At 60.1% G+C, this 24236-nt stretch carries 23 protein-coding genes and 1 pseudogene; 14 read left to right on the forward strand and 10 right to left on the reverse strand.

The features are described from left to right. Positions 1-3: 3 nt before the first annotated feature. Positions 4-663 carry a Tim44/TimA family putative adaptor protein gene (locus Q4543_RS12980; protein ID WP_303438877.1) on the reverse strand — a complete coding sequence of 220 codons (660 nt, stop codon included), beginning with the start codon at positions 661-663 and terminating at the stop codon, positions 4-6. Positions 664-768: 105 nt separating this feature from the next. Here Q4543_RS12980 and Q4543_RS12985 point away from each other — a divergent pair, with 105 nt between their 5' ends. Next, entirely contained in the window at positions 769-1248 is a 480-nt protein-coding gene (locus Q4543_RS12985; RefSeq protein ID WP_303438879.1) for an FxsA family protein, read from the forward strand. A gap of 57 nt (positions 1249-1305) precedes the next feature. After that, positions 1306-1824 carry a protein-export chaperone SecB gene (gene secB / locus Q4543_RS12990; RefSeq protein ID WP_303438881.1) on the forward strand — a complete coding sequence of 173 codons (519 nt, stop codon included), beginning with the start codon at positions 1306-1308 and terminating at the stop codon, positions 1822-1824. 1 nt (position 1825) lies between these two features. Here the strand turns inward: secB and dnaQ are convergent, their stop codons facing one another. Genes dnaQ through Q4543_RS13010 form a run of 4 tightly spaced genes read right to left on the reverse strand, consistent with a single transcriptional unit; the run spans position 1826 to position 4518 of the window. After that, on the reverse strand, positions 1826-2512 hold the full coding sequence (gene dnaQ, locus Q4543_RS12995; RefSeq protein ID WP_303438883.1) for a DNA polymerase III subunit epsilon: 687 nt from the start codon (positions 2510-2512) through the stop codon (positions 1826-1828). Beyond that, entirely contained in the window at positions 2505-3092 is a 588-nt protein-coding gene (gene coaE / locus Q4543_RS13000) for a dephospho-CoA kinase (RefSeq protein WP_303438885.1), read from the reverse strand. The genes dnaQ and coaE overlap by 8 nt, the downstream gene beginning before the upstream one ends. After that, positions 3092-3922, reverse strand: coding sequence for a shikimate dehydrogenase (locus tag Q4543_RS13005; protein WP_303438887.1), 831 nt, complete (start codon positions 3920-3922; stop codon positions 3092-3094). Before Q4543_RS13005 ends, coaE begins: the two co-directional genes overlap by 1 nt. Next, entirely contained in the window at positions 3919-4518 is a 600-nt protein-coding gene (locus tag Q4543_RS13010; RefSeq protein WP_303438889.1) for a nucleoside triphosphate pyrophosphatase, read from the reverse strand. Before Q4543_RS13010 ends, Q4543_RS13005 begins: the two co-directional genes overlap by 4 nt. Positions 4519-5047: 529 nt before the next feature. Between Q4543_RS13010 and rho the strand changes: the two genes are divergently transcribed. From rho to Q4543_RS13040, 6 genes are read left to right on the forward strand one after another with little or no spacing between them, the layout of a single operon-like run. Then, positions 5048-6319, forward strand: a complete 1272-nt coding sequence (rho, locus tag Q4543_RS13015; protein WP_216003167.1) for a transcription termination factor Rho — start codon at positions 5048-5050, stop codon at positions 6317-6319. A 21-nt stretch (positions 6320-6340) separates the two neighbouring features. Continuing rightward, a complete protein-coding gene (gene mnmE, locus Q4543_RS13020; RefSeq protein ID WP_303438891.1) occupies positions 6341-7624 on the forward strand; it encodes a tRNA uridine-5-carboxymethylaminomethyl(34) synthesis GTPase MnmE in 1284 nt (427 codons plus the stop codon). A gap of 11 nt (positions 7625-7635) precedes the next feature. Next, positions 7636-9504: a tRNA uridine-5-carboxymethylaminomethyl(34) synthesis enzyme MnmG gene (mnmG, locus tag Q4543_RS13025; protein WP_303438892.1), complete on the forward strand. Its 1869-nt coding sequence runs from the start codon at positions 7636-7638 to the stop codon at positions 9502-9504. Further along, positions 9501-10115: a 16S rRNA (guanine(527)-N(7))-methyltransferase RsmG gene (gene rsmG / locus Q4543_RS13030; protein ID WP_303438894.1), complete on the forward strand. Its 615-nt coding sequence runs from the start codon at positions 9501-9503 to the stop codon at positions 10113-10115. The genes mnmG and rsmG overlap by 4 nt, the downstream gene beginning before the upstream one ends. Next, positions 10108-10917 carry a ParA family protein gene (locus Q4543_RS13035; protein WP_303438895.1) on the forward strand — a complete coding sequence of 270 codons (810 nt, stop codon included), beginning with the start codon at positions 10108-10110 and terminating at the stop codon, positions 10915-10917. Before rsmG ends, Q4543_RS13035 begins: the two co-directional genes overlap by 8 nt. A gap of 32 nt (positions 10918-10949) precedes the next feature. Further along, the gene (locus Q4543_RS13040) at positions 10950-11861 is read left to right on the forward strand and encodes a ParB/RepB/Spo0J family partition protein (RefSeq protein WP_303438896.1); all 912 of its coding nucleotides are present in this window, start codon (positions 10950-10952) and stop codon (positions 11859-11861) included. Between the two features lie 3 nt (positions 11862-11864). On the opposite strand, the gene hemW is transcribed toward Q4543_RS13040, so the two are convergent. From hemW to rph, 3 genes are read right to left on the reverse strand one after another with little or no spacing between them, the layout of a single operon-like run. Next, a complete protein-coding gene (gene hemW / locus Q4543_RS13045) occupies positions 11865-13010 on the reverse strand; it encodes a radical SAM family heme chaperone HemW (protein WP_303438915.1) in 1146 nt (381 codons plus the stop codon). A 1-nt stretch (position 13011) separates the two neighbouring features. Then, a complete protein-coding gene (rdgB, locus tag Q4543_RS13050; RefSeq protein ID WP_303438898.1) occupies positions 13012-13623 on the reverse strand; it encodes an RdgB/HAM1 family non-canonical purine NTP pyrophosphatase in 612 nt (203 codons plus the stop codon). Further along, positions 13620-14333, reverse strand: a complete 714-nt coding sequence (gene rph / locus Q4543_RS13055; RefSeq protein WP_303438900.1) for a ribonuclease PH — start codon at positions 14331-14333, stop codon at positions 13620-13622. Before rph ends, rdgB begins: the two co-directional genes overlap by 4 nt. Positions 14334-14448: 115 nt before the next feature. Here rph and hrcA point away from each other — a divergent pair, with 115 nt between their 5' ends. Further along, positions 14449-15513 (forward strand): heat-inducible transcriptional repressor HrcA, encoded by a 1065-nt coding sequence (gene hrcA / locus Q4543_RS13060; RefSeq protein ID WP_216003159.1) that lies wholly within the window; start codon positions 14449-14451, stop codon positions 15511-15513. A gap of 10 nt (positions 15514-15523) precedes the next feature. Beyond that, a complete protein-coding gene (locus Q4543_RS13065) occupies positions 15524-16081 on the forward strand; it encodes a nucleotide exchange factor GrpE (RefSeq protein WP_216003158.1) in 558 nt (185 codons plus the stop codon). Positions 16082-16240: 159 nt separating this feature from the next. Here the strand turns inward: Q4543_RS13065 and mutS are convergent, their stop codons facing one another. After that, a complete protein-coding gene (gene mutS, locus Q4543_RS13070; RefSeq protein ID WP_303438904.1) occupies positions 16241-18877 on the reverse strand; it encodes a DNA mismatch repair protein MutS in 2637 nt (878 codons plus the stop codon). A gap of 135 nt (positions 18878-19012) precedes the next feature. Here mutS and Q4543_RS13075 point away from each other — a divergent pair, with 135 nt between their 5' ends. From Q4543_RS13075 to Q4543_RS13090, 4 genes are read left to right on the forward strand one after another with little or no spacing between them, the layout of a single operon-like run. Next, a complete protein-coding gene (locus tag Q4543_RS13075) occupies positions 19013-21268 on the forward strand; it encodes an NADP-dependent malic enzyme (protein WP_216003157.1) in 2256 nt (751 codons plus the stop codon). A 57-nt stretch (positions 21269-21325) separates the two neighbouring features. Next, the gene (locus tag Q4543_RS13080; RefSeq protein WP_303438908.1) at positions 21326-22201 is read left to right on the forward strand and encodes a ribokinase; all 876 of its coding nucleotides are present in this window, start codon (positions 21326-21328) and stop codon (positions 22199-22201) included. A gap of 39 nt (positions 22202-22240) precedes the next feature. Beyond that, positions 22241-23137 carry a D-amino acid aminotransferase gene (locus tag Q4543_RS13085; RefSeq protein WP_303438910.1) on the forward strand — a complete coding sequence of 299 codons (897 nt, stop codon included), beginning with the start codon at positions 22241-22243 and terminating at the stop codon, positions 23135-23137. A gap of 24 nt (positions 23138-23161) precedes the next feature. Then, positions 23162-23875: an HAD family hydrolase gene (locus Q4543_RS13090; protein WP_303438912.1), complete on the forward strand. Its 714-nt coding sequence runs from the start codon at positions 23162-23164 to the stop codon at positions 23873-23875. On the opposite strand, the pseudogene Q4543_RS13095 reads toward Q4543_RS13090, so the two are convergent. Beyond that, positions 23867-24142 (reverse strand): annotated as a pseudogene (locus tag Q4543_RS13095) (DUF1810 family protein); the annotation flags it as partial. The gene Q4543_RS13090 and the pseudogene Q4543_RS13095 sit on opposite strands and share 9 nt — an antisense overlap. Positions 24143-24236: the final 94 nt, after the last annotated feature.

Consider the following 24236-nt stretch of genomic DNA (forward strand, 5'->3'; position numbering starts at 1 on the left):
GTCTTATTCGTCGGTCGCCACAAGCTGCCAGTTGGGATCGTCGCTTCCCATGATGCGGCCGTAGGTCCACACGTCCTTCTGTTTGGTCACCGAGGTGGCCGACCCTTCGATCACCTCTCCTGCGGCATTCTTGACCACTTGGGTCAGTTCGCCAACATATTTCACGGTCACTTCGCCGCGGCGGCTCGCCTCGTCAAAAGTTGCACCCACAAGCGTCATTTCGCGAACGCCTGCGAAACTCGCCTCGATGGTCAGGCCCTGCTGACGGCGCTGTTCGATCACCTCTTCGAAGCTCTCGTAGACCTCGGGGGACAGAAAATCGCGCAGATCCTCGATGTCGCCATTTTCAAAGCCCATCAGGATCATCTCGTAGGCCCCGCGCGCGCCGCCAAGAAATTCGCCGACATTGAACGAGGGATCGGCGCGTTTCATCTGCGCCAGCGCTTCGGCGGCGGGGCTGCCTTCGGGGACATGGTCGGTGATGTCGAGATCGGGACCGCCTTCGATCACCTCGAAATCGGGGCGGCGGTCGCTGCGGTTCGCGGGAGCCGGGGCCTTAGGTTTTTCGAACCCGTCCCGTGTCCCCAGCACGCTGCGCAGTCTCAGGATCAGAAATATTGCGATCCCGGCAAGAACCAGAAGCTGGACGATGGGCGTGTTCATTGTCACCTCATTCAGGGGCAAACGTGGAAAAACGTGTGGTTCCGTCTTATGTAGGGGCTGGGCCCGCTCAAGTCTACCGGCCCGCGAGACGATAGGAGACCGCGCATGTGGCTTTTTCTGGCATTCCTCATGGTGCCACTGATCGAAATCGGCCTGTTCATCCAAGTCGGAAGCCTGATCGGCCTCTGGCCGACGCTGGCCATCGTGGTGATCACCGCGATCATCGGCACATCGCTGGTGCGTTCGCAGGGGTTGCGGGCGCTTGGCCAATTGCAGGGGTCTTTCTCGCGGCTCGAAGATCCAACCACGCCGCTGGCGCATGGCGCGATGATCCTGCTGGCCGGTGCCTTGCTGCTGACACCGGGGTTTTTCACCGATGCCTGCGGCTTTGCATTGCTGGTGCCAGGAGTGCGCAGCGCCGTGATGCGCCACATCGCCGCCCGGGTGCAGGTCACACGCTTCGAGATGGGCACGCGCCCCGCGCCGCAGCGGCCCGCCAACCGCGACGTCATCGACGCAGATTATACCGAAGTGTCGTCCGACAAACGCCCAAACCACCCCGGTTCGGGCTGGACGAAGCATTGAGGCACGCCCGCGAGGCTGCTATTGCAGAACAAAGCTTTTCCGAGGAGAGACACGAAAATGGCTGAAAACCAGCAGGAAAACCCGAACGGGCAGGCGGGCGCAGCCGCCCCGGCGCCGGTCAAGATGAACGTTCTTGCGCAATTCGTGCGTGACATGTCGTTCGAGAACATCCTTGCGCAGAAAGGCTCCACCGGCGAGGTGCAGCCCGACGTTCAGGTTCAGGTGAACCTCGACGCCAAGAAGCGCAATGTCGAGCACCAGTTCGAGGTGGTCATCAAGCTGAAGGTCGAATCCAAATCCAAGGGCACCAACGACACGCTGTTCATCCTTGAGATGGACTACGCCGGCGTGTTCCACATCGAGAACGTGCCCGAAGACCAGATGCATCCGTTCCTGCTGATCGAATGCCCCCGGATGCTGTTCCCCTTCGCGCGCCGGATCATTTCCGATGTGACCCGCGATGGCGGTTTCCCGCCGCTGAACCTCGAGATGATCGACTTTGTGGCGCTGTACCGCAACGAGATCGCGCGCCGTCAGCAGGCCAATGCCTCGGGCGAACAGAAGCTCGACGCCTGAGTCAGCGCGACCACAGGGCGTTTGCCCCAAGTTTTTCAACAAAGGCGGCGTGAGCCGCCTTTTCGTTTTCCGTGAGGCGCGAAGGCAGCGGTTCGCGGCGCCTTTGCGGGCGCCAATCATCATCGGACGGGCCGTCATTGCCCTGTTGCCGCGCGGGTGCCAGCACCAGATCTGGCTGTTTTCCGCCAATAAGCTCTAGATATACCTCAGCAAGGATTTCCGAGTCGAGAAGCGCGCCGTGCAGCGTGCGCGACGAATTGTCGATGCCAAAGCGTCGGCAGAGCGAATCCAGCGACGCGGGCGAGCCGGGAAATTTCCGGCGCGCGATATCCAGCGTGTCGATGGCGCAACCCTTTGGAAACTGAGGCTTTCCGGCCCATTTCAGTTCGGCGTTGAGGAATTTCACGTCAAAACTGGCGTTGTGGATCACCATCTTGCTGTCGCCGACAAAGGCGAGGAACTCGTCGACAATTTTCGCGAACTTGGGCTTGTCGCGCAGGAAATCGTCTCCCAACCCGTGCACCTGAAACGCTTCTTGCGGCATCGAGCGTTCGGGATTGATATATTGGTGATAGGTATTCCCTGTCGGGACGTGGTTGAACAGCTCTACCGCGCCGATTTCCACGATCCGGTCACCGGTTTCCGGCTCGAAACCCGTGGTTTCGGTGTCGAGAACGATCTCACGCATCCTGCCTGCTCCTGATATCCGTCATGATTTCGGCGACCTGCTGGCGCGCATGGTCCAGCGTGTCGGTGAATATGACGTAATCGCTTTTTGCGCATTTGTCTTGGTTCGGCATCTGACGGCTTAGAATACGGTCCAGATCCGCCGCACTCATGGTGCCGCGCGCCAGCACCCGCGCACGCTGTTCGTCCTGTGGAACGCTGACACAGGCGACGGCATCCATCTCGGCCTCAGCGCCGGTTTCAAACAGCAACGGAATGTCGAAGACGCCGATACCATCCTGTGCCGCAGCAAAATGCTCCCGATCCTGACGGACAAGCGGATGCACCAGCGCCTCGATCCGGGGCAGGGCGGTGGGGTCGGCGGCGATGATCGCGCGCAAGTGGTCCCGTGATATTGCGCCGTCAACGATCGCATCCGGGAATATTTCTCGCATAGGATCGACGGCCGCGCCGCCCTTTGCATATAACCGGTGCACAGCCGCGTCCGCGTCCCACAACGCACAGCCTTCCTCGGCAAACATCTGCGCGGTGGTCGATTTCCCCATTCCGATAGAACCGGTCAGCCCGAGCCGAAAGCGCATCACAGGATCGCTGCGCGGGTCGCCTCGTCGACCTCGGGACGTTTGCCGAACCAGCGCTCAAACCCCGGAACTGCTTGATGGATCAGCATTCCCAGACCATCGACGCAGGTGCAGCCCTGCTCTGCGGCCACTCTCAGGAACCGCGTCTGAAGCGGCGTATATACCAGATCGGTCACCACCGTTCCCTTGCGAAGACCATCGAGCGGCACCCGCAGTTTTGCCTTCCCGGCCATGCCGAGCGAGGTCGAATTGACCACCAGAGCGGCGTCATCCAGCACGTTGCCAGCCTGCACCCATTCGACCACCCGCACCCGGCTGCCGAATTCATTCTTGAGCGCATCGGCGCGCAGCCGTGTGCGGTTGGTCAGCCGGATTTCGGGCGCGCCCAGTTCCAGAAGTGACGCGATCACCGCTCGAGCAGCGCCCCCCGCGCCAAACACCACGGCCGGCCCCGCCGCAGCATCCCAGCCGGGTGCACCTTGGCACAGGTTTTCAATGAATCCGTAACCGTCTGTATTATCGGCATGAATTTTGCCATCCGCACGAAAGATCACGGTATTCACCGCACCGATCCGCGTTGCACGATCAGACACTACGTCGGCGATTTCGAGCATCTTTTCCTTGTAGGGAATGGTCACGTTAACCCCGACGAAACCAAGTTTGGGCAGGGTACGGACCGCAGCCTCGAAATCTTCGGCGGCGATCTCAAGCGGAACGTAGTGACCCGGCAGGCCATAGGTGCGCAGCCAATGACCATGCAGGCGCGGCGACCGGGAATGAGCGACGGGCGCACCGATGACGCCAGCAAGAGGAATGGAAGGTACAGTCATGATGCGATGATCCCCCGGTCGATAAGAAAGGCAAGCAACTCCAGCAGAGGAAGGCCAAGCACGGTGAAATGATCTCCGTCGACGCGTGCGAACAGCCGCACGCCCTCTTCCTCTATCTTGTAGCCGCCCACGGAATGGCGAATGCTGTCCCAGTTGCGTGCAATGTAATCGTCCAGGTAAGCGTCGGACAGCTCGCGCATCATCAGACGTGCCACGCCAACATGACGCCAGACCGGCTCGCCGTCCTGATAGATCACCGCCGCCGACAGCAGTTGATGCCGCTGGCCGCGCAGTTTCTGCAACTGATTGCGCGCGTCTTCGGGGGTTTCGGGTTTGGCAAAGACCTTGTGATCGAAGGCAAGCACCTGATCGCATCCCAGAACGAAGCTGCCAGGCGACCTTGTGGATACTTTGCGCGCCTTGTACTCGGCCAGCGCGTCCGCGAGATCTCGCGGCGACGCGCCTTCGGCTTCAAGCGCCAGCCGGATGGCCTGTTCATCGATTCTTGCAGGCTCGATTCGGTGCGGAACCCCCGCATTGCGCAGCATCTGCGCCCGGATTTCGGACCCGGAGGCGAGGATAAGCGCCGTCGTCATGTGGAAAACCCTGTTCAAAAATCCTGAATCTTGCGTAGGACTGTTCTGGGGAAAATTCACCGAACTTTCAAGACAGTGGAAAACTCCCGAGTCCTCCATGGCCCCATGCCGATTCCTCCGCCTGTGAACAAGGATAACTTAAAACGGTGGATGAGATCAGCTCAGGAAAGTTTTCCCATGTTTCTCAACCAAAGCTTTCGTGCGCAAAAACCCTTCATCCATTGGGCTTCGAGGAAAAAACCCGCTGAGTCGGCCACACAACATACACTGACTTATCCACAGGCCGTCTGGTTCTGGAAAACTCGGGGATGACTCAATTATCCACCGCAAAACACGGGCCTTACTTCCACATAATCCTTAAATCTTTCTTTTCTATTTTCTAAGAAAGGCGTCCTGGGGATACGCGTCACGCAAAGATTGACTCACAGGGCGCTGATCATTAGATCCGATCCTCAAGCCCGTCCGGGCAGACAGTTTCCCGAAGACAGTATGACATTGTGGCCGCTCCTACGGCCCGGAAGGATATGTAATGAGCATCGAAAAGCTCAACCTCTCCGACCTGAAGGCCCAGAGCCCCAAGGATCTCCTCGCCATGGCAGAGGAGCTCGAAATCGAAAACGCCTCGACCATGCGCAAGGGCGAGATGATGTTCCAGATCCTGCGCGAGCGGGCCGACGAAGACTGGCAGATCTTCGGTGACGGCGTGCTTGAGGTCTTGCAGGACGGTTTCGGATTTTTGCGCTCTCCCGAGGCAAACTATCTGCCTGGTCCTGACGACATCTACGTCTCGCCCGACATGATCCGGAAGTATTCGCTGCGCACCGGCGACACCGTCGATGGTGAGATGAAGGCGCCCGACAACGATGAGCGCTACTTTGCACTGGTCGACGTGACGCTGATCAACTTCGAAGATCCCGAAAAGGCGCGTCACAAGATCGCCTTCGACAACCTGACGCCGCTCTATCCCGACGAGCGCCTGAAAATGGAGGTCGAGGATCCGACGATCCGTGATCGTTCGGCACGGATCATCGACCTGGTGTCGCCTATCGGGAAGGGCCAGCGCTCGCTGATCGTTGCACCGCCGCGTACCGGCAAGACGGTGCTGTTGCAGAACATCGCGAGCAGCATCGAAAAGAACCATCCCGAATGTTATCTCATCGTTCTGCTGATCGACGAGAGACCTGAAGAAGTGACCGACATGCAGCGTTCGGTGAAGGGGGAGGTGATTTCTTCGACCTTTGACGAACCGGCCACGCGGCACGTTGCTGTCTCCGAGATGGTCATCGAAAAAGCCAAGCGGCTCGTCGAACATAAGCGAGATGTGGTTATTCTTCTTGATTCGATCACAAGGCTTGGTAGAGCTTTCAACACCGTGGTTCCAAGCTCCGGCAAGGTACTAACGGGCGGTGTGGATGCCAACGCGCTGCAGCGCCCAAAACGGTTCTTTGGTGCGGCACGCAATATCGAAGAGGGCGGCTCGCTGACCATCATCGCAACGGCGCTGATCGACACTGGCAGCCGGATGGACGAAGTCATCTTTGAAGAATTCAAGGGCACCGGCAACTCCGAGATCGTGCTCGATCGCAAGATCGCCGACAAGCGGGTGTTCCCGGCGCTCGATATCCTGAAATCGGGGACCCGGAAGGAAGATCTTCTGATCGACAAGGTAGACCTGCAGAAGACCTTCGTGCTACGCCGTATTCTGAACCCGATGGGCACTACCGATGCCATCGAATTCCTGTTGTCGAAGCTGAAGCAGACCAAGACAAACAGCGAATTCTTTGACTCGATGAACAGTTAAGCGTCGCCCCGGGAGGCCGGATTGGACAGCATCTTCGCTCTTGCAAGCGCGCCCGGGAAAGCCGGGGTCGCGGTGGTTCGGGTATCCGGTCCGCGCGCGTGGGAGGCTGTCCGGGCGTTGACCGGATCAGTGCCTCTGCCGCGGCAATCCTCGCTGCGCCGCTTGCGCGATGCGGGTGGCGAGGTTCTGGACGAAGCGCTGGTACTTGTGTTCGACGAGGGCGCCAGTTTCACTGGGGAAAAGGTCGCAGAACTTCACCTACATGGCAGCATCGCGACGCAACGGGCCGTGCTCCGGAGATTATCGGAATTTGACGGGTTTCGGCTTGCCGAAGCGGGTGAGTTCACGCGGCGGGCTCTTGAAAACAACCGGCTGGACTTGACCCAGGTTGAAGCTTTGTCCGATCTCATAGAAGCCGAAACAGAAAGTCAGCGTGTGCAGGCGCTGCGTGTCTTTTCCGGTAAGCTTGGTGAGCGGATAGAACTCTGGCGCAGACAGTTGATCGAGGCCGCATCGCTGCTTGAGGCGGTCATTGATTTCGCGGATGAAGAGGTGCCTATCGACGTTACCGAACGGGTAACCTACCTCGTCAAAGAGACGATTCAGTCCCTTGAGCGCGAAATTTCTGGAATCTCCGCTGCAGAAAGGTTGCGAACTGGTTTCGAAGTCGCAATCGTTGGTGCCCCAAATGTCGGAAAGTCGACCCTGCTAAATGCGCTCACTGGTCGAGAGGCCGCGATCACATCAGAGATCGCGGGTACCACGAGAGATGTGATCGAAGTAAGGATGGAGATCGGGGGCCTTCCTGTGACTCTTCTTGATACAGCAGGGCTTCGTGAGACCGACGATTATGTGGAGCAGATCGGCATCTCGCGTGCACTTGAACGCGCGAAAACGTCCGATTTGCGCGTGCTGCTCTTAGGGGATGGCGTCTCGCCAGAAATTGACTTGAGCCCTGACGATATCGTCGTACGGTCAAAGTCAGACATCACCGGTATTGATGGCGGGATTTCGGCGGTAACGGGGCAGGGAATCGATGAGCTGGTCGGTAAGATTGCTGATCTTCTGAAAGACAAGGTTTCATCCGCCGGGTTAGCATCGCGTGAACGGCATCGTGTCGCCTTTCTAGCGGGTCAGGACTGGTTAAAGCAAGCACTTGCACATTTAGCATTTGGTCCGGAACGATACGAACTCTCTGCAGAAGAAATTCGCACGGCAATTCGTGCGCTTGAGATTTTGATCGGTCGTATTGACGTTGAGAACCTGCTAGACGAGATATTCTCAAGTTTCTGTATCGGCAAGTAGGAGTGTTTCACGTGAAACATCGCGATTTTGATGTTGTGGTTGTTGGCGGAGGCCATGCGGGCGCCGAAGCTGCAGCTGCCTCCGCGCGCTTCGGAGCACGAACCGCGCTGATTACGCTGACACTTGACGGGATCGGGGTGATGTCCTGCAATCCAGCGATCGGTGGGCTCGGGAAGGGGCATCTCGTACGTGAGATAGACGCGATGGATGGCGTCATGGGGCGGATTGCAGATCGTGCAGGGATTCAGTTCCGCCTATTGAATCGCCGAAAGGGCCCCGCTGTGCAGGGGCCGCGTGCTCAGGCTGATCGGAAAATCTATCGTAAGGCAATGCAGAGCGAGCTTGCTGACACGCAAAATCTTACAATTGTGAAGGGCGAAGTCGTCGATCTTCTGTCTGTAGACGGAAAGGTAAGCGGAGTTACGCTCGCCGACGGTAGCGAAATTTCGACACCTACAGTTGTCTTGACGACTGGCACATTCTTGCGCGGCGTAATCCACATTGGGGATCAAAAAAAACCTGGTGGGCGCATGGGTGAACAGCCCTCAGTCCGCCTTGCTCAGCGGATCGACTCCTTGGGGCTCGAACTAGGGCGCTTGAAGACTGGTACTCCGCCTCGCCTAGATGGTCGCACCATCGACTGGTCGATACTCGATGAACAGCCTGGAGATGATGAGCCGGTCCTGTTTTCTTTTTTGTCCAAGGCTCCAATCGTTCGGCAGGTAAGCTGCGGTATCACGCACACGAACTCAAAGACGCATGATATTATTCGCGAGAACCTCAACAAATCAGCGATGTATGGTGGGCATATCGAAGGTGTTGGGCCGAGGTATTGCCCCTCAATCGAAGATAAAGTCGTGCGGTTCTCTGATAAAGATTCTCACCAAATCTTTCTGGAACCTGAGGGCCTGGATGACCACACAATCTATCCGAACGGAATCTCCACATCGTTGCCGATAGATGTGCAATTGTCTTATGTCCGATCGATTTCAGGTCTAGAAGACGTTGAGATCACGCAGCCGGGCTATGCGATTGAATATGACTTCGTCGATCCAAGGTCTCTGGATCTACGGCTTGGTGTCCGTAACCTTCCAGGCCTTTTCTTGGCGGGACAGATCAATGGTACGACAGGGTACGAAGAGGCGGCTGCGCAAGGTCTTGTGGCAGGTTTGAACGCTGCGCAGGAGGCCCGAGGTTTGGAGCCTGTTCTGTTTGGCCGCGCTGATTCTTATATTGGGGTTATGGTGGATGACCTCACGACCAGGGGAGTGGTTGAACCATATCGGATGTTTACCTCTCGGGCTGAATTTCGGCTGTCTCTTCGTGCTGACAATGCAGATCAGCGGTTGACACCGCGTGGCATTGCCTTGGGTTTCGTATCTGAGCGTCGTAAGTCACTGTTTGAACAGAAGCAGCGACAGCTTGACGCAGGTAAGAAGCTGCTCCATGAGCGAAGCTTCTCATCTCGCGAGATTGTCGCGATGGGAATACCTGCCTCAGCCGATGGACAGAGAAGGACAGGTTACCAGTTGTTATCGTTTCCAGATGTCACCATCGACAGTCTGAAAACGGAAGAGGCTGCCTTCTCGGTGATTGATCGACCTATTGCGGACCAGCTAAAAAAGGACGCTCTGTATTCCAATTATATCCAGCGCCAAGAGCGTGATGTTGCTGCGCTACGACGTGATGAAGCGCTTGAGATTCCGGTGGATTTCAATTTCGAGCTGGTCGAAGGGCTCTCTCATGAGTTGAAGCAGAAGCTATCGCGTGCGCGCCCGAAGAACCTGTCTCAAGCGGGGAAGGTTGATGGTATTACCCCTGCAGCTCTTTCCTTGCTCCTGCTTCGGATTCGGCGCTTTTCTGAGGCGCGCACCGCATGAGCGACTTGCTCCCTGGATTGGATGTTTCACGTGAAACAATGCAGCGGCTAGAAGTGTTTCAGCAACTACTTATGAAGTGGTCGCCGAAGATCAATCTTGTGTCGAATTCAACGATTCAAAATAGTTGGGATCGACATATCCTCGATTCTGCGCAGCTGTTCATGCTTTTTGATCAAGCCGACGGTCACTGGCTAGACCTTGGGGCAGGGGGTGGATTTCCCGGGCTGGTCATTGCAATCCTTCGGGCAGAGCTTGCACCACAGTTGAAAGTCACTCTTGTCGAAAGCGATCAGAGAAAGTGCGTTTTTCTTCGCCAAGTCCTGCGAGAGACAGGGGTGGTCGCGAACGTACTGGCGGAGAGAATCGAAGCGCTCGAACCGCAGAATGCCACGGTCCTGAGTGCGCGTGCTCTTGCAGATCTTGAAACCCTTCTAGGGTTTGCCGAGCGGCATATGGCCGAGGATGGAACTGCCTTGTTCCTGAAGGGCGTAAATTGGAGAAAAGAACTCACTGCAGCACGGGAATCGTGGAATTTCAGCTGTTGCCATCGTAGAAGTGTAACAGACCCCAACGCCGTCGTCCTTTCCATCGGAGCATTGGCCCATGTATGACCCCTCGCGCCCCAGCGGGCCAAAAATCATCGCGATTGCCAACCAGAAGGGAGGCGTCGGTAAGACAACGACAACGATCAATCTCGGTGCCGCTCTTGCCGAACGCGGGCTCAAGATTCTGGTCGTAGATCTTGATCCTCAGGGGAATTCGTCGACAGGTCTCGGCATCGATGTAGAAAACCGCACCAACACAACCTACGATCTGTTGGTTGATGAGCTTGCGCTCAGCGACGTCATTCTTGAAACCCGTCACACCAATATCTCTCTGATCCCGGCGACCGTTGATCTTAGCTCTGCGGATATCGAGCTGTTCTCGAATGAAAAGCGCAGTTTTTTGCTGCATGATGCGCTTCGTCAAACCGAGATCGATGGGTTTGGGTTCGACTATATTCTGATTGATTGCCCACCCTCGCTCAATTTGCTGACAGTAAACGCGATGGTTGCGGCGCATTCTGTTCTCGTTCCGCTGCAAAGTGAGTTCTTTGCGCTTGAAGGGCTGTCGCAGCTGATGCTGACCGTTCGCGAGGTGCGCCAATCTGCCAATCCAGATTTGCGGATCGAGGGGGTTCTGCTGACTATGTATGACGCGCGCAACAACCTGTCGAAGCAGGTCGAGGACGACGCTCGGGAAAATCTGGGCGATCTTGTCTTTGCGACAGTCATCCCGCGCAACGTTCGGGTAAGTGAAGCGCCGTCTTACGCAATGCCCGTGCTGAGCTATGACAGTCAATCCAAGGGGGCTGTCGCTTATCGCGACCTCGCCGAGGAGTTGTTGCGCAAGAATGCGCGTCTGGCCGCCTGAGCCCAAGTCAAATAATAAAAGGAAGAGCAGCCATGTCAGAGAAAAGGGAACAGCGGCGCGGTCTCGGGCGAGGTCTGTCTGCGCTCATGTCCGATGTTGACATCAATCCAGGAAAATCCGAAATCGAGACGACCCCAAAGACACCTGATCGACTTGTACCGATCGAGAAAATTATCCCGAACAAGGATCAGCCGCGCCGGACGTTCACCGATGCCCAGCTAAACGAACTGTCAGAGTCCATCAAGGCCAAGGGCATCATCCAGCCGCTGATCGTGCGTGTCGCCCCGAGCGATCCTGAAAAGTTTGAAATCGTCGCAGGGGAACGTCGCTGGCGCGCGGCGCAGCTTGCTCAGGTGCATGAGCTTCCGGTTCTGGTTCGCGACCTTGACGACCAGGAAACACTTGAGATCGCGATCATCGAGAACATTCAGCGTGCCGACCTGAACGCGATTGAAGAAGCGGCGGGTTACAAGGCCTTGATGTTCAAGTTTGGACATACTCAAGAGCGGATCGCCGAGGCGCTGGGGAAGAGCCGGTCTCATATTGCCAACCTGCTGCGGCTGCTAAATCTGCCCGATCAAGTTCAGGAATATGTCCGCGCTGGGGATCTCTCGGCCGGTCACGCCCGGACGTTGGTGACGTCGCGTGATCCAGAAACCATGGCCGAAGAGATCATCCGCAAGAAGCTTTCGGTGCGTCAGGCCGAAGCGCTCTTGCGAGCGGAAAATCAACCGGCGCGGCCCAAGGTGGTCAAAATGCCGGGCGTGACCGAGGTGGAGAAAGACGCGGACACACGTGCGCTCGAGGGGGATTTGTCCGCTGCCTTGGGCATGAAAGTCTCGGTCGGGCACAAGGCTGGCACCGAGTCGGGCAAGCTGACGATTTCTTATGAAACGCTTGAAGAGCTCGATACGCTTTGCATGATCCTCAGCGCCGCGCGCTGAGGATTACACGGTCAGCAGATCTGCGGTCAGGGTGTTAAGTACCATCCGGCCGCTCTGCGTCACGCCAAATCGCTCATTTGTCTGCCACATCAGGCCCATGTCGATCAGGGTGGACAGATCGAGCGTTTCAGCCTTATCGCCGCCAATCTGCGCTGCGCGCGCAGAGTCGATGCCCTCGGACAGGCGCAACCCCATCATCAGGAATTCGTTCCAGACGTCGCCGGATGACAGCCGCTCGGTTTCGTCGCGGAAACTGGCGTTCAACCAGTCGCCAGGCATCCGGCGCGCGACAGTGGCATGTCGTTGGCCGTTCAGCGTGACCCGCCCATGCGCGCCAGGGCCGACGCCGACGTAGTCGCCACCACGCCAGTATACCATATTATGCCGTGACATTGCGTCGGGGCGCGCGTGATTTGAGACTTCGTAGGCGGAAAATCCCTGCGCTTCGCAGATTTCTTGCGTTGCGAGGTACATATCGGCCCCGAGATCTTCGTCAGGCAACCCGCGCAAGCCACCAGCCTGAAACCGATCCCAGAACGCCGTGCCCTGTTCAATGGTCAACTGATACAACGACAGGTGGTCACCCGCGATATCTAGTGCTTCGCGAAGCTCCGCACCCCAATCGTTGAGTTTTTGCCCCTGCCGCGCATAGATAAGATCAAAGGTCACACGGTCGAACACGGATTTCGCCACGTTCAGGGCGCTCAGTGCTTCATCGACCCCGTGCAGGCGACCAAGCTTGCGCAGATCATCGGGCCGCAGCGCCTGAACGCCAAGCGAGACCCGGTTCACACCGGCAAGGGAAAAACCCTCGAACTTGCGGATTTCGACAGAGCGGGGGTTGGCTTCTAGCGTGATCTCGATGTCATTGGCCCAAGCCCAGTGCTCGCGGGATGCATCCAGCGCGGCGCGCACGGTTTGCGGGTCCATTAGAGACGGTGTGCCACCGCCAAAATAGATCGAATTGAGCACGCGGCCTTCGGTCATCACGCCATAGCGCCGGATTTCCGAGGCCAGCGCCTCGGCCCATCGCGACTGGTCGACTTGGCTGACGACATGCGAATTGAAATCGCAATAGGGGCATTTGGCTTCGCAGAAGGGCCAGTGGACGTAAAGCCCGAAGCCTCCTGCGCGCCATGTGTCGGACAGGTCAGCCAAAGCAGCCGGTCACGAACTTGTTGAAGGCATCAGCGCGGTGGCTGATGCGGTTCTTTTCGAAGCGATCCATCTCGCCAAAGGTGATGTCATGGCCCGAGGGTTGAAACACCGGGTCATAGCCATGGCCCTGATTGCCTCGCATCGGCCAGACGATCTGGCCTTCCATCACGCCGGGGAACACCTCGTCATGGCCATCGGGCCAAGCGAGGACCAGTGTGCAGCAAAACCGCGCTGTCCAAGGCTGGGGCGCGCCGCTGGCAATCAGCTCGTCATGGGCGCGGGTCATCGCCATGACGAAATCGCGACCGTTCGGGGTTTCGGCCCAGTCGGCGGTATAAACGCCGGGAGCGCCGTTCAGCGCGTCGATCTCGATGCCGCTGTCATCGGAGAGGGCGGGCAGACCGGTCGCCTTTGCCGCGGCGTGGGCCTTGAGCCGGGCGTTGTGCACGAAGGTGGTGCCATCCTCGAGCGGTTCGGGCAGGTTCATCTCGGCGGCGCCGACCACTGAAACCCCGTGAGGTTTCAGCAGATCGGCGATCTCGACGAGTTTGCCTGCATTGTGGGTGGCGACCAGAAGCCGGTCGCCGGTGAACTTGCGGGTCATGCCACGGCGGCCTTTTGCGCGGCGACCAGCTCGGCCACACCTTTTTCGGCGAGGTCCATTAGAGTGCTCATCTGCTCACGGTTGAAGGTCGCGCCCTCGGCGGACATCTGCACTTCGATCAACTGACCGTCTGCGCGTAAGATGAAGTTTCCGTCGACGCCTGCTTCGCTGTCTTCGGGATAGTCGAGATCGAGCACTGGCTGGCCCGCGTAGATGCCGCAGGATACAGCAGCAACCGGCGATACCAGCGGATCGGAGGTGATTGCCCGCGCCTTCATCAGCTTGTTCACCGCCAGCTTCAGCGCAACCCAGCCGCCGGTGATCGACGCGCAGCGGGTGCCGCCATCGGCCTGGATCACGTCGCAATCGATGGTGATCTGGCGTTCGCCAAGCGCAACGCGATCGACGCCGGCGCGCAGGCTGCGCCCGATCAGGCGCTGAATTTCGACGGTGCGCCCGCCTTGCTTGCCGCTGGCGGCCTCGCGGCGCATCCGGCTGCCGGTCGATCGGGGCAGCATGCCGTATTCCGCCGTGACCCAGCCGAGGCCCGAGCCCTTGATGAACGGCGGCACGCGTTCTTCAAGCGAGGCGGTGCAGATGACGGCTGTATCCCCGATCCGGATGAGGCAGGAGCCCTCGGCATGTTTCACAACGTTCGTTTCGATTGAAACGGCGCGCATTTCGCTTAAATCTCGTCCTGACGGTCTCATCTGAACCCCTTTCTCGGTTGCGTTCGGGATACTGATGCCACGCCAGCCCCGCAACCCCGATTGACGGCAGGATGACAGCGTCTTTAATGGTCGGACGGCTTCGGAGGGCATGTATATGATAGAGGACCAAAGCCTGCTCTCGCAGATGAATGATCGCTCGCGCGAAGTTTTTCGCAAGGTCGTCGAGGGCTATCTCGACAATGGCGAGCCGGTGGGCTCGCGCACGCTGAGCCGTGCGCTGTCGGAAAAGGTATCGGCGGCGACGATCCGCAACGTAATGCAGGATCTCGAATTCCTTGGCCTGCTGGACAGCCCGCATGTGTCGGCGGGGCGGATTCCGACGCAGCGCGGCTTGCGGATGTTCGTCGATGGGCTGCTTGAGGTGCGCGATCTCGATGTGCAGGATCGCGAGGCGCTGGATGCGACGCGGGGCACTGGGGCGGGGGATGTCGGTGGTCTGCTCGACCGGGTCAGTACGGCGTTGTCCGGTGTGACCCACGGCGCGAGTCTTGTGCTGACACCCAAGCATGAAGCCCCGATCAAGCATATCGAATTTGTCAGCCTCGGGCATGATCGGGCGCTGGTCGTGCTGGTCTTTGCCGATGGCCATGTCGAGAACCGCCTGTTCAAGCCGCCTCCCGGGCAGACACCCAGTTCGATGCGCGAGGCGGCGAATTTTCTCAACGCGCTGATCGAGGGGCGCACTCTGTCAGAGCTGCGGCGTGTCATGGGCGATGAGATTGTGCGGCGGCGCCGGGAGATCGACAGCCTTGCCGCCGAGCTGATCGAGGCGGGAATCGCCAGCTGGGAAGGCGATGCCGACAGCTCGGCGCGGCTGATCGTGCGCGGGCGGGCGAATCTTCTGGGTGGTGAGGCAGAAAGCGACGAGTTGGACCGTATCCGCAGCCTGTTCGACGATCTGGAGCGCAAGCGGGATATCGCGGAATTCCTTGATCTGGCGGAAAGCGGCGATGGGGTTCGGATTTTTATCGGATCGGAGAACAAACTTTTCTCACTTTCGGGTTCCTCTCTGGTGGTGTCTCCCTATATGAACGCTGATCGTAAGATCATCGGTGCGGTGGGGGTCATCGGCCCCACGCGCCTCAACTATGGCCGGATCGTTCCGATTGTGGATTACACGGCCCAGCTGGTCGGCAAGCTGCTTGCCGAACGGAGCTAGAGGTTAAGACATGGCAGACCCGAAGAACGACGATTTTCTCGATGACATCGAATCGGCAGAGGCAGAGGCCTATGCCGAGGATGAGGCCGAGATCGACCCCGAAGCGCTGGCTCTGGACGAGTTGCGCGCCGAGCGGGACGATTACAAGGACCGCTTCATGCGCGCCTTGGCCGATGCCGAGAACGCCCGCAAGCGCGCCGACAAGGATCGCCGCGAGGCCCAGCAGTATGGCGGCTCGCGCATGGCGCGCGATCTTCTGCCGATCTACGACAATCTTCAGCGGGCGCTGAATGCGGCGCGGGAAGAGAACGTGGCGCCGGCGCTGATCGAAGGCGTTGAACTGACGCTGCGCGAGCTGAGCAATGTGTTTGCCAAGCATGGCATGACCACGATCACCCCGAAGGTCGGCGATCGCTTCGATCCGAAGGAACACGAAGCGATGTTCGAAGCGCCGCTGCCGGGAACCAAGGCTGGCGAGATCATTCAGGTCTCTGCCGAGGGCTTCATGCTGCATGATCGCCTGCTGCGCCCGGCGCAGGTGGGTGTCAGCTCGATGCCTGCAAGCTGAGCCATCAGCTTCTGCGCCAACGGCTCCGTTGAGCCGCGGCATCGCAGGCAGCGGGCAGGGTGGGGCTAGCCCCACACGCGGGATAAGGTGGGGGCCAGCCCCCACACCCCCGGGATATTTTGAGCCAGAAGAAGACAGGGGCGGCGCTTTCGGGCGCCGTCAGTTGTTTTTGATCAGCGCCTTCAGATCGTACAGCGCCTGCAAGGCGTCGCGCGGGCTGAGATCGTCTGGGTTGAGATCCGTGAGGCGTTGTTCCACGGGAGACGGCCCCGTTGCTGGCGGGGTGGCTTGGGCGGCGGCGGAGAACAGCGGCAGATCGTCGATCAGCGCTTTTGGCGTGGGTCGGTCGCGCTCTCCCTTTTCCAAGGCTTCGAGCACGGTACGGGCCCGGTCGATCACCGGCTTTGGCAGACCTGCCAGTTGGGCAACCTGTACGCCGTAAGAGCGGTCGGCGGCGCCCTTGCGGACTTCGTGCAGGAAAATGACCTCGCCGTCCCATTCCTTGACCGCGACCGTCGCATTGGTGACGCCGCTGAGTTTACCGGCCAATTGGGTCAGTTCGTGGTAATGCGTGGCGAAGAGGGCGCGCACGCGGTTGCTGGCGTGCAGGTGTTCCAGTGTGGCCCAGGCGATGGACAGGCCATCGTAGGTCGCCGTGCCGCGGCCGATCTCGTCGAGAATGACCAGCGCGCGCTCGTCTGCCTGATTGAGGATGGCGGCGGTTTCGACCATTTCCACCATGAAGGTCGATCGCCCACGCGCGAGATCGTCCGACGCGCCGACACGGCTGAAGACTTGGGACACCAGCCCGACATGGGCGCTTTGCGCGGGCACGAAGCTGCCCATCTGGGCAAGCAGGGCGATCAGTGCATTCTGGCGCAGATAGGTCGATTTACCCGCCATGTTGGGGCCAGTGAGCAGGGTGATCGCGGCGCCATCGCCTTGAGGCATCAGGGCGCAGTCATTGGCAATGAAGGCGCCGGCATTTTGCTGTTGCAAGGCGCGTTCCACGACCGGGTGGCGGCCTCCAACGATATCGAAGGCGCGGCTGTCGTCGACCTTTGGCCGGGTCCAGTCTTGTTGGCGAGCGAGTTCGGACAGGCCGAGCGCGAGATCCAGCTCGCTGAGTGCGAGGCCTGTTTCCGATAGCTGCGGGGCGCTGTCGAGGATGGCCCGGCGCAGGCTTGCGAATTGGCGTTTCTCGATTTCGAGACAATCTCCCGCCGCATTCAGGATACGGGTTTCCAGCGCCGACAGCTCGACCGTGGTAAAGCGGACCTGATTGGCGGTGGTCTGACGATGGATGAAAGTGTCGCTCAGCGGGGGGGACATCATCTTTTCCGCATGGGTCGCGGTTGTTTCGATGAAGTAGCCCAGCACATTGTTGTGCTTGATCTTTAGCGAGGACACCCCCGCCTGTTCGGCATAGCGCGCCTGCATCCCGGCGACGACGCCGCGGCCTTCGTCGCGCAATTGGCGCGACGCGTCGAGGTCTGCATCATAACCGGGCGCGATGAAGCCGCCGTCGCGGGCAAGTAGCGGCGGTTCGGCCACAAGGGCCTGATCCAGCAGGGACAGTAGATCGGTGTGGCCGTGCAGGGCTTTGCGGGATTCGGACAGCAGGGGCGGTAAATCGGCGTCGGCAATCGCCTCCGAGATGTCCTCGGCCTGTTCGAGCGCGTTGCGCACGGCGGCAAGATCACGCGGGCCGCCACGATCGAGGCCAAGGCGCGACAAGGCGCGATCGAGATCCGGCACCTTGCGCAGCCGTTCACGAAGCGCTGTCGCCTGCGGCGTGTCCATTGCCCAGTCGATGGCCTCCAGCCGTTCGTGGATCACCGGCAAGACCCGCGAGGGCGACGAGACGCGGCGTTCCAGCAGGCGCGCGCCTCCGGGGGTCACGGTGCGATCAATGACCGACAGCAGCGATCCGGCGCGCCCGCCATTCATCGAATGGGTCAGTTCAAGATTGCGCCGGGTCGAGGCGTCGATCTGCAGCAGTCGCGAGATCGCTTCGCTTTGCGGTGGGCGAAGCAAGGGCAGGCGGCCTTTTTGGGTGATGTCGAGGTAGTCGACCAGCGCGCCCATGGCGGAGAATTCAGACCGGGAAAAATTCCCGAACCCGGAAAGTGTTTGAACCCCAAAGAGATCGCACAGGCGTGCCTCGGCGCTGCTGCTGTCGAATGATGCCCGCCCCAGAATAGTGGGAACAATTCCCAAGTCCGAGAATACCGCGCGAAGCTCTTCGTCGACTGCGTCTGACACCAGCAATTCCGATGGAGCCAGCCGCGCCAGTTCTGCGCCGATGCGCGCGCGGCCCAGCGGCATGACGTGAAACGCGCCGGTGGAAATATCCGCCCAGCTGATCGCCCAGTCGTCGCGCAGCGCGGTTAGCGCGGCGAGGTAATTGTGACGGCGGGCCTCGAGCAGGGATTCTTCGGTCAGTGTGCCGGGGGTGACAAGACGCACTACTTCGCGATGCACCACGGATTTGGCGCCGCGCTTTTTCGCCTCGGCGGGGCTTTCCATCTGCTCGCAGACCGCAACGCGAAAGCCCTTGCGGATCAGCGTCAGCAAATAGCCCTCGGCGCTATGCACCGGAACGCCGCACATCGGGATATCGTCGCCGTCATGCTTGCCGCGTTTGGTCAGCGCAATATCAAGCGCTTCGGCCGCCGCCGCGGCGTCGTCAAAGAACAGCTCGTAGAAATCGCCCATACGATAAAACAGCAGGGCATCCGGGTGGCCGGACTTGATTTCGAGATATTGCGCCATCATCGGCGTGACCGTTGTCATCGCTTTCCTCGCCTGCACGTTTGGCACGGGCATAGCAAACCCGTCCGGAATGGTGAAAGGCGAAAACCACGTAGTTGAGCCGCGCCCGGCGCTGCGCTAACAAAGACGACGCCCACTTGAGGAGAGACACGCGCAATGGCCAAGATGAAGTACACCCGGGAAGAGGCGCTGGCCTTCCATCTCGAACCCGTTCCGGGCAAGTGGGAAATTCAGGCCACCGTGCCGATGACCACGCAGCGCGATCTGAGCCTGGCCTATTCGCCCGGCGTTGCGGTTCCCTGCGAAGAGATCGCGGCGAACCCCGAGCTGGCCTATGATTATACCAACAAGGGCAACCTTGTTGCGGTGATCTCGAACGGGACGGCGGTTCTGGGTCTGGGCAATCTTGGCGCGCTGGGATCGAAGCCGGTGATGGAAGGCAAGTCGGTGCTGTTCAAGCGCTTTGCCGATGTGAACAGCATCGACATCGAGCTTGATACCGAAGATCCCGATGAATTCATCAAGGCGGTGCAGCTGATGGCGCCGACCTTTGGCGGCATCAATCTCGAAGACATCAAGGCGCCCGAGTGTTTCATCATCGAGCAACGTCTGAAAGAGATCTGCGACATTCCGGTGTTTCACGACGACCAGCACGGCACGGCGGTGATCTGTGCCGCCGGTCTGATCAACGCGCTGCACATCTCGGGCAAGAAGATCGAAGATGTGAAGATCGTGCTGAACGGCGCGGGGGCGGCGGGGATCGCCTGCCTTGAACTGATCAAGGCGATGGGTGCAAAGCACGACAACTGCATCATGTGCGACACCAAGGGCGTGATCTATCAGGGCCGCACCGAGGGCATGAACCAGTGGAAATCGGCCCATGCCGCGGTGACCGACGCGCGCAGCCTCGAAGAGGCAATGAAGGGCGCCGACGTGTTCCTTGGCGTCTCCGCCAAGGGGGCGGTGACGCAGGATATGGTGGCGGGCATGGCCGAGAACCCGGTGATTTTCGCCATGGCCAATCCCGACCCCGAGATCACCCCCGAAGAGGCCCATGAGGTGCGCCCCGACGCCATCGTCGCCACCGGGCGCAGCGATTATCCCAATCAGGTGAACAACGTTCTGGGCTTTCCCTACCTATTCCGCGGTGCGCTTGATATTCACGCGCGGGCGATCAACGACGCGATGAAGATCGCCTGCGCCGAGGCGCTCGCCGCCATCGCCCGCGAGGATGTGCCGGACGAGGTCGGGCTGGCTTATGGCAAGCAGCTCAGCTTTGGCCGCGATTACATCATCCCGACGCCGTTCGATCCGCGCCTGATTCACCGCGTTCCGCCCGCCGTGGCAAAGGCGGGGATGGACACGGGCGCGGCGCGCCGACCGATCATCGACATGGAGGCCTACGAGGAAACCCTGCGCGGGCGGATGGATTCCACCGCTCCGATGCTGCGCAGCATCAACAACCGGGCGCGTCAGGCGCAGGCACGGATGATCTTTGCCGAAGGCGATGACGTGCGCGTGCTGCGCGCCGCCGTGATGTATCAGCGCAACGGGCTGGGCAAGGCGCTGGTGGTGGGCCGCGACGACGATGTGAAACGCAAGCTCGAAGAGGCCGGGCTCGGCGATGCCTTCCGCGAGATCGAGGTGGTGAACGCGGCCAACACCCGACATCTCGAGACCTACAAGGATTTCCTCTACAAGCGGCTGCAACGGCATGGCCGCGACCAGAAGGACATTCACCGTCTGGCGGCGCGCGATCGGCACGTGTTCGGCGCGCTGATGCTGGCGCATGGCCATGCTGACGGTCTCGTCACCGGCGCGACCCGCAAATCGGCGCATGTGATGGAGCGGATCAACACGGTGTTCGATGCCGACGCGCCGCATGGTGCGGTCGGGGTCACGGCGCTGCTGCTCAAGGGGCGGATCGTGCTGATTTCCGATACGCTGGTGCATGAATGGCCCGACGAGCGGGATCTGGCGACCATCGCCGAGCGCGCGGCAGGCGTGGCGCGGCATCTGGGGCTGGAGCCGCGGGTGGCCTTCGTGTCGTTCTCGACCTTCGGCTATCCGGTGTCGGAACGGGCGACCAAGATGCATCTTGCGCCGCAGATCCTCGACGAGCGTGGTGTCGATTTCGAATACGAAGGTGACATGACCGTCGATGTGGCACTGAACACCAAGGCGCAAGAGGCCTATCCGTTCCAGCGCCTGACCGGCCCGGCGAACATCCTTGTGGTGCCGGCGCGGCACTCGGCGTCGATCTCGGTCAAGCTGATGCAGGAAATGGCCGGGGCGACGGTGATCGGGCCGATTCTGGCCGGGGTGGATGCCTCGATCCAGATCTGTTCGACCAACATGACGGCGAACGACATCCTCAATATGGCGGTTCTGGCGGCCTGCAAGGTCGGCTGAGACACGCCCGTCCCGCTGGCGCTGTCAGCGGGACGGTCAGGAACAGGAAGGGCTTAGATGACGATCTGGAACCTTGGGTCCATCAATGCGGATCTGGCCTATGCGGTGCCGCATCTTCCGGCGCCGGGCGAGACCATCGCGGCAACGTCGCGGATGGTCGGGCTTGGCGGCAAGGGCGCCAACATGTCGGTGGCGGCGGCGCGCTGCGCGGCGCGGGTGGTGCATCTGGGCGCGGTCGGGGCGGATGGGGCCTGGGCGATCGAGCGAATGATGGAATACGGCGTCGACACCCGGTTCATCGCGACGGTCGACGGGGTGACGGGCCATGCGGTCATCATGATCGACGCGGCCGGTGAAAATTCCATCATCCTGCACCACGGCGCCAATCATGAGATCCCTTATGACCTTCTGGCGCGGGCGCTGTCCGAGGCGGGCACCGGCGACTGGCTGCTGATGCAGAATGAAACGCTGCTTCAGCCCGAAGCGGCGCAACTGGCGCGGCGCATGGGGCTGAAGGTGGCCTATGCGCCCGCCCCGTTCGAGGCAGAGGCGACGCGCGCGGTGCTGCCCCATGTCGATCTTCTGGTGCTGAACGCGCTGGAACTGGAGCAGTTGCAGCAAGTGCTGGGGTTAGATTTTGCCGGGATGGGCGTGGCCACGGTGGTGGTCACCGAGGGCGCAAAGGGCGGCAGGGTGCACCAGCAGCGCGGCGGCTGGCAGCCCGAGCGGTTCGAAGCGCCTAAAGTCGTGGCGGTCGATACCACCGGCGCCGGGGATACCTTTACCGGCTATCTGGTGGCGGGGCTGGATCGGGGGATGCCCTTGCGGCAGGCAATCGGGCTAGCGGCGCGGGCCTCGGCGCTGATGGTCACGCGGAATGGCACGGCGGATGTGATCCCGGATTTGAAAGACGTGCAGGACGCGGGCCTGTAACCCCTTTCGCACGGCAGAAATCCGGCCTAGCGTCGCGGCATGGACAAGGTCACCACACATCAGGCGCAGGATGATCCGCGCAACGACGAGATCCTGATCTGGGTCAATGGCACGCTGAAACCAAAGGCCGAGGCCATGGTCTCGGTCTATGATTCCGGGTTCATGCTGGGCGATGGGATCTGGGAAGGGCTGCGGCTGTACAATGGCCGCTGGTCGTTTCTGGACGAGCATCTCGATCGCCTGTTCGAGGCGGCTCTGGCGATCGATCTTGATATCGGGATGGATCGCGCCGCGCTGATCTCTGCGATTCGTGCCACGCAGGACGCCAACGGCATGGTTACCGATGCGCATTGCCGGCTGATGGTGACGCGCGGGGTCAAGATGCGGCCCTTTCAGCATCCCTCGCTGTCGGTGTCAGGGCCAACCGTCGTGATCCTGATGGAACATTCAAAGCCGTCCATCCCGCGCCCGATCCGGCTGGCGACGGTGCCGCACCTGCGCGGTCTGCCGATGACGCAGGACCCCAAGCTCAATTCGCATTCCAAGCTGAACTGCATCCTTGCCTGCATCGCCGCCGAAAAGGCTGGCGCGGACGAAGCGCTGATGTTGGATGTGCATGGGTTCGTGAATACGACGAATGCCTGCAACTTCTTCATTGTGCGCAAGGGCGCGGTTTGGACCTCGACTGGCGATCACTGCATGAATGGCATCACGCGTGGCAAGGTGATCGCGCTTTGCAAGGCGCATGGAATCCCCGTGTATGAGCGCAATTTCAGCCTCGTCGACACTTATGGCGCCGATGAGGCCTTCCTGACAGGAACCTTTGGTGCGCAGACGCCGGTCGCCGAAATCGACGGTCGAAAGATCGGAACGGGCGAAATGGGCCCGGTCACGGAAAGGATTCGGCAGCTTTACAAGGCGATGGTGGCACCATGAGGGATTTTTCATGAGGCTCTGGCGATGAGAATTGCCATGTGGTCCGGCCCGCGGAACCTGTCGACGGCATTGATGTATGCTTTCGGCAGTCGGCCTGATTTTCATGTCGTGGACGAACCATTCTACGGCCCATACCTGCGCCGCACCCGCCTGCCGCATCCGATGGCACAACAGATCATGGAAGACCGGTTCGAAACCGCGCGCGAAGTGTCAGCGGCTTTGCGTGGCCCGCTGCCGCAAGGCAAGCAGCACGCGTATCACAAGCACATGTGTCAGCACATGATTCCGGGAATGCCGCGCGATTTCATGTCATCCTGTGTGCATGTGTTCTTGCTGCGCCACCCAGCGCGGGTGGTGGCGAGCTTTTCCAAGGGCTACGAGAATCCGACCGCCGCCGACATCGGCTTTGAAGCGCAGGCCGAGCTTTATGATCACGTGCTGTCGCTTGGTCTTCACCCGCATGTCATCTACAGCGCCGATATCCGCAACGATCCGGAAGGGCAGCTGCGTGGCCTGTGCAAGCGCATCGAGCTGGAATTTAATCCAAGGATGCTACATTGGCCGCTTGGAGGCCACCGGTCTGATGGCATCTGGGCGTCGCACTGGTATGGTGCCGTGCACAGGTCTACCGGCTTTGCCGGGCCCGAAGGCCCGTTGCCCGAGCTTGATGCCGCGGGACGCGCGCTTGTTGCGCAAGCCATGCCACATTACGAGAAAATGCGCGAACGGTTAGCTTAGGCCGAGAGCGCTCAGGGTTTTTTGGCAGCGCTTGCCTTGGTAAAACCGGTCAAGAACTTTCCTGAACTCTGCAGGCGCGTCTTTGACCGCTGAAAAAAGTGTCATGCTGGATCGCAGCTTCAACGCGTCGATAGAGCCGAGAATCCGCACAGGATCCGTTTCGGGTTGATGCAAGAGCAGCAAGGACGCTTCTGCCAGCCGTGCGCGAAGAATCGGGTGCGACAAGTAGGCCTCTGCCTCTGCCAGATTGGCGATACCGTAATGCCGCGCGGTCTGAGACGGTCATCCCCCCGTTTTTACGGGGGCTTGGTCGTAGAATTTACGCGGCCATGCTCAGTTTCTGGGCGGGCGTCATCCCGCC

The sequence above is a fragment of the Salipiger sp. 1_MG-2023 genome, assembly GCF_030547555.1.
GTDB lineage: Bacteria > Pseudomonadota > Alphaproteobacteria > Rhodobacterales > Rhodobacteraceae > Salipiger.

Bases quoted from the DNA above. Each gene is read 5' to 3' on its own strand.
- rph (WP_303438900.1), bottom strand. From the start codon at position 14,333: ATGAGACCGTCAGGACGAGATTTAAGCGAAATGCGCGCCGTTTCAATC.
- mutS (WP_303438904.1), bottom strand. From the start codon at position 18,877: ATGACAACGGTCACGCCGATGATGGCGCAATATCTCGAAATCAAGTCC.
- Q4543_RS13040 (WP_303438896.1), top strand. From the start codon at position 10,950: ATGTCAGAGAAAAGGGAACAGCGGCGCGGTCTCGGGCGAGGTCTGTCT.
- Q4543_RS13065 (WP_216003158.1), top strand. From the start codon at position 15,524: ATGGCAGACCCGAAGAACGACGATTTTCTCGATGACATCGAATCGGCA.
- coaE (WP_303438885.1), bottom strand. From the start codon at position 3,092: ATGCGCTTTCGGCTCGGGCTGACCGGTTCTATCGGAATGGGGAAATCG.
- Q4543_RS13035 (WP_303438895.1), top strand. From the start codon at position 10,108: ATGTATGACCCCTCGCGCCCCAGCGGGCCAAAAATCATCGCGATTGCC.
- Q4543_RS13075 (WP_216003157.1), top strand. From the start codon at position 19,013: ATGGCCAAGATGAAGTACACCCGGGAAGAGGCGCTGGCCTTCCATCTC.
- Q4543_RS13010 (WP_303438889.1), bottom strand. From the start codon at position 4,518: ATGACGACGGCGCTTATCCTCGCCTCCGGGTCCGAAATCCGGGCGCAG.
- Q4543_RS13005 (WP_303438887.1), bottom strand. From the start codon at position 3,922: ATGACTGTACCTTCCATTCCTCTTGCTGGCGTCATCGGTGCGCCCGTC.
- Q4543_RS12985 (WP_303438879.1), top strand. From the start codon at position 769: ATGTGGCTTTTTCTGGCATTCCTCATGGTGCCACTGATCGAAATCGGC.
- rdgB (WP_303438898.1), bottom strand. From the start codon at position 13,623: ATGACCCGCAAGTTCACCGGCGACCGGCTTCTGGTCGCCACCCACAAT.
- hrcA (WP_216003159.1), top strand. From the start codon at position 14,449: ATGATAGAGGACCAAAGCCTGCTCTCGCAGATGAATGATCGCTCGCGC.
- Q4543_RS13080 (WP_303438908.1), top strand. From the start codon at position 21,326: ATGACGATCTGGAACCTTGGGTCCATCAATGCGGATCTGGCCTATGCG.
- dnaQ (WP_303438883.1), bottom strand. From the start codon at position 2,512: ATGCGTGAGATCGTTCTCGACACCGAAACCACGGGTTTCGAGCCGGAA.
- rsmG (WP_303438894.1), top strand. From the start codon at position 9,501: ATGAGCGACTTGCTCCCTGGATTGGATGTTTCACGTGAAACAATGCAG.
- Q4543_RS12980 (WP_303438877.1), bottom strand. From the start codon at position 663: ATGAACACGCCCATCGTCCAGCTTCTGGTTCTTGCCGGGATCGCAATA.
- rho (WP_216003167.1), top strand. From the start codon at position 5,048: ATGAGCATCGAAAAGCTCAACCTCTCCGACCTGAAGGCCCAGAGCCCC.
- Q4543_RS13085 (WP_303438910.1), top strand. From the start codon at position 22,241: ATGGACAAGGTCACCACACATCAGGCGCAGGATGATCCGCGCAACGAC.
- secB (WP_303438881.1), top strand. From the start codon at position 1,306: ATGGCTGAAAACCAGCAGGAAAACCCGAACGGGCAGGCGGGCGCAGCC.
- Q4543_RS13090 (WP_303438912.1), top strand. From the start codon at position 23,162: ATGAGAATTGCCATGTGGTCCGGCCCGCGGAACCTGTCGACGGCATTG.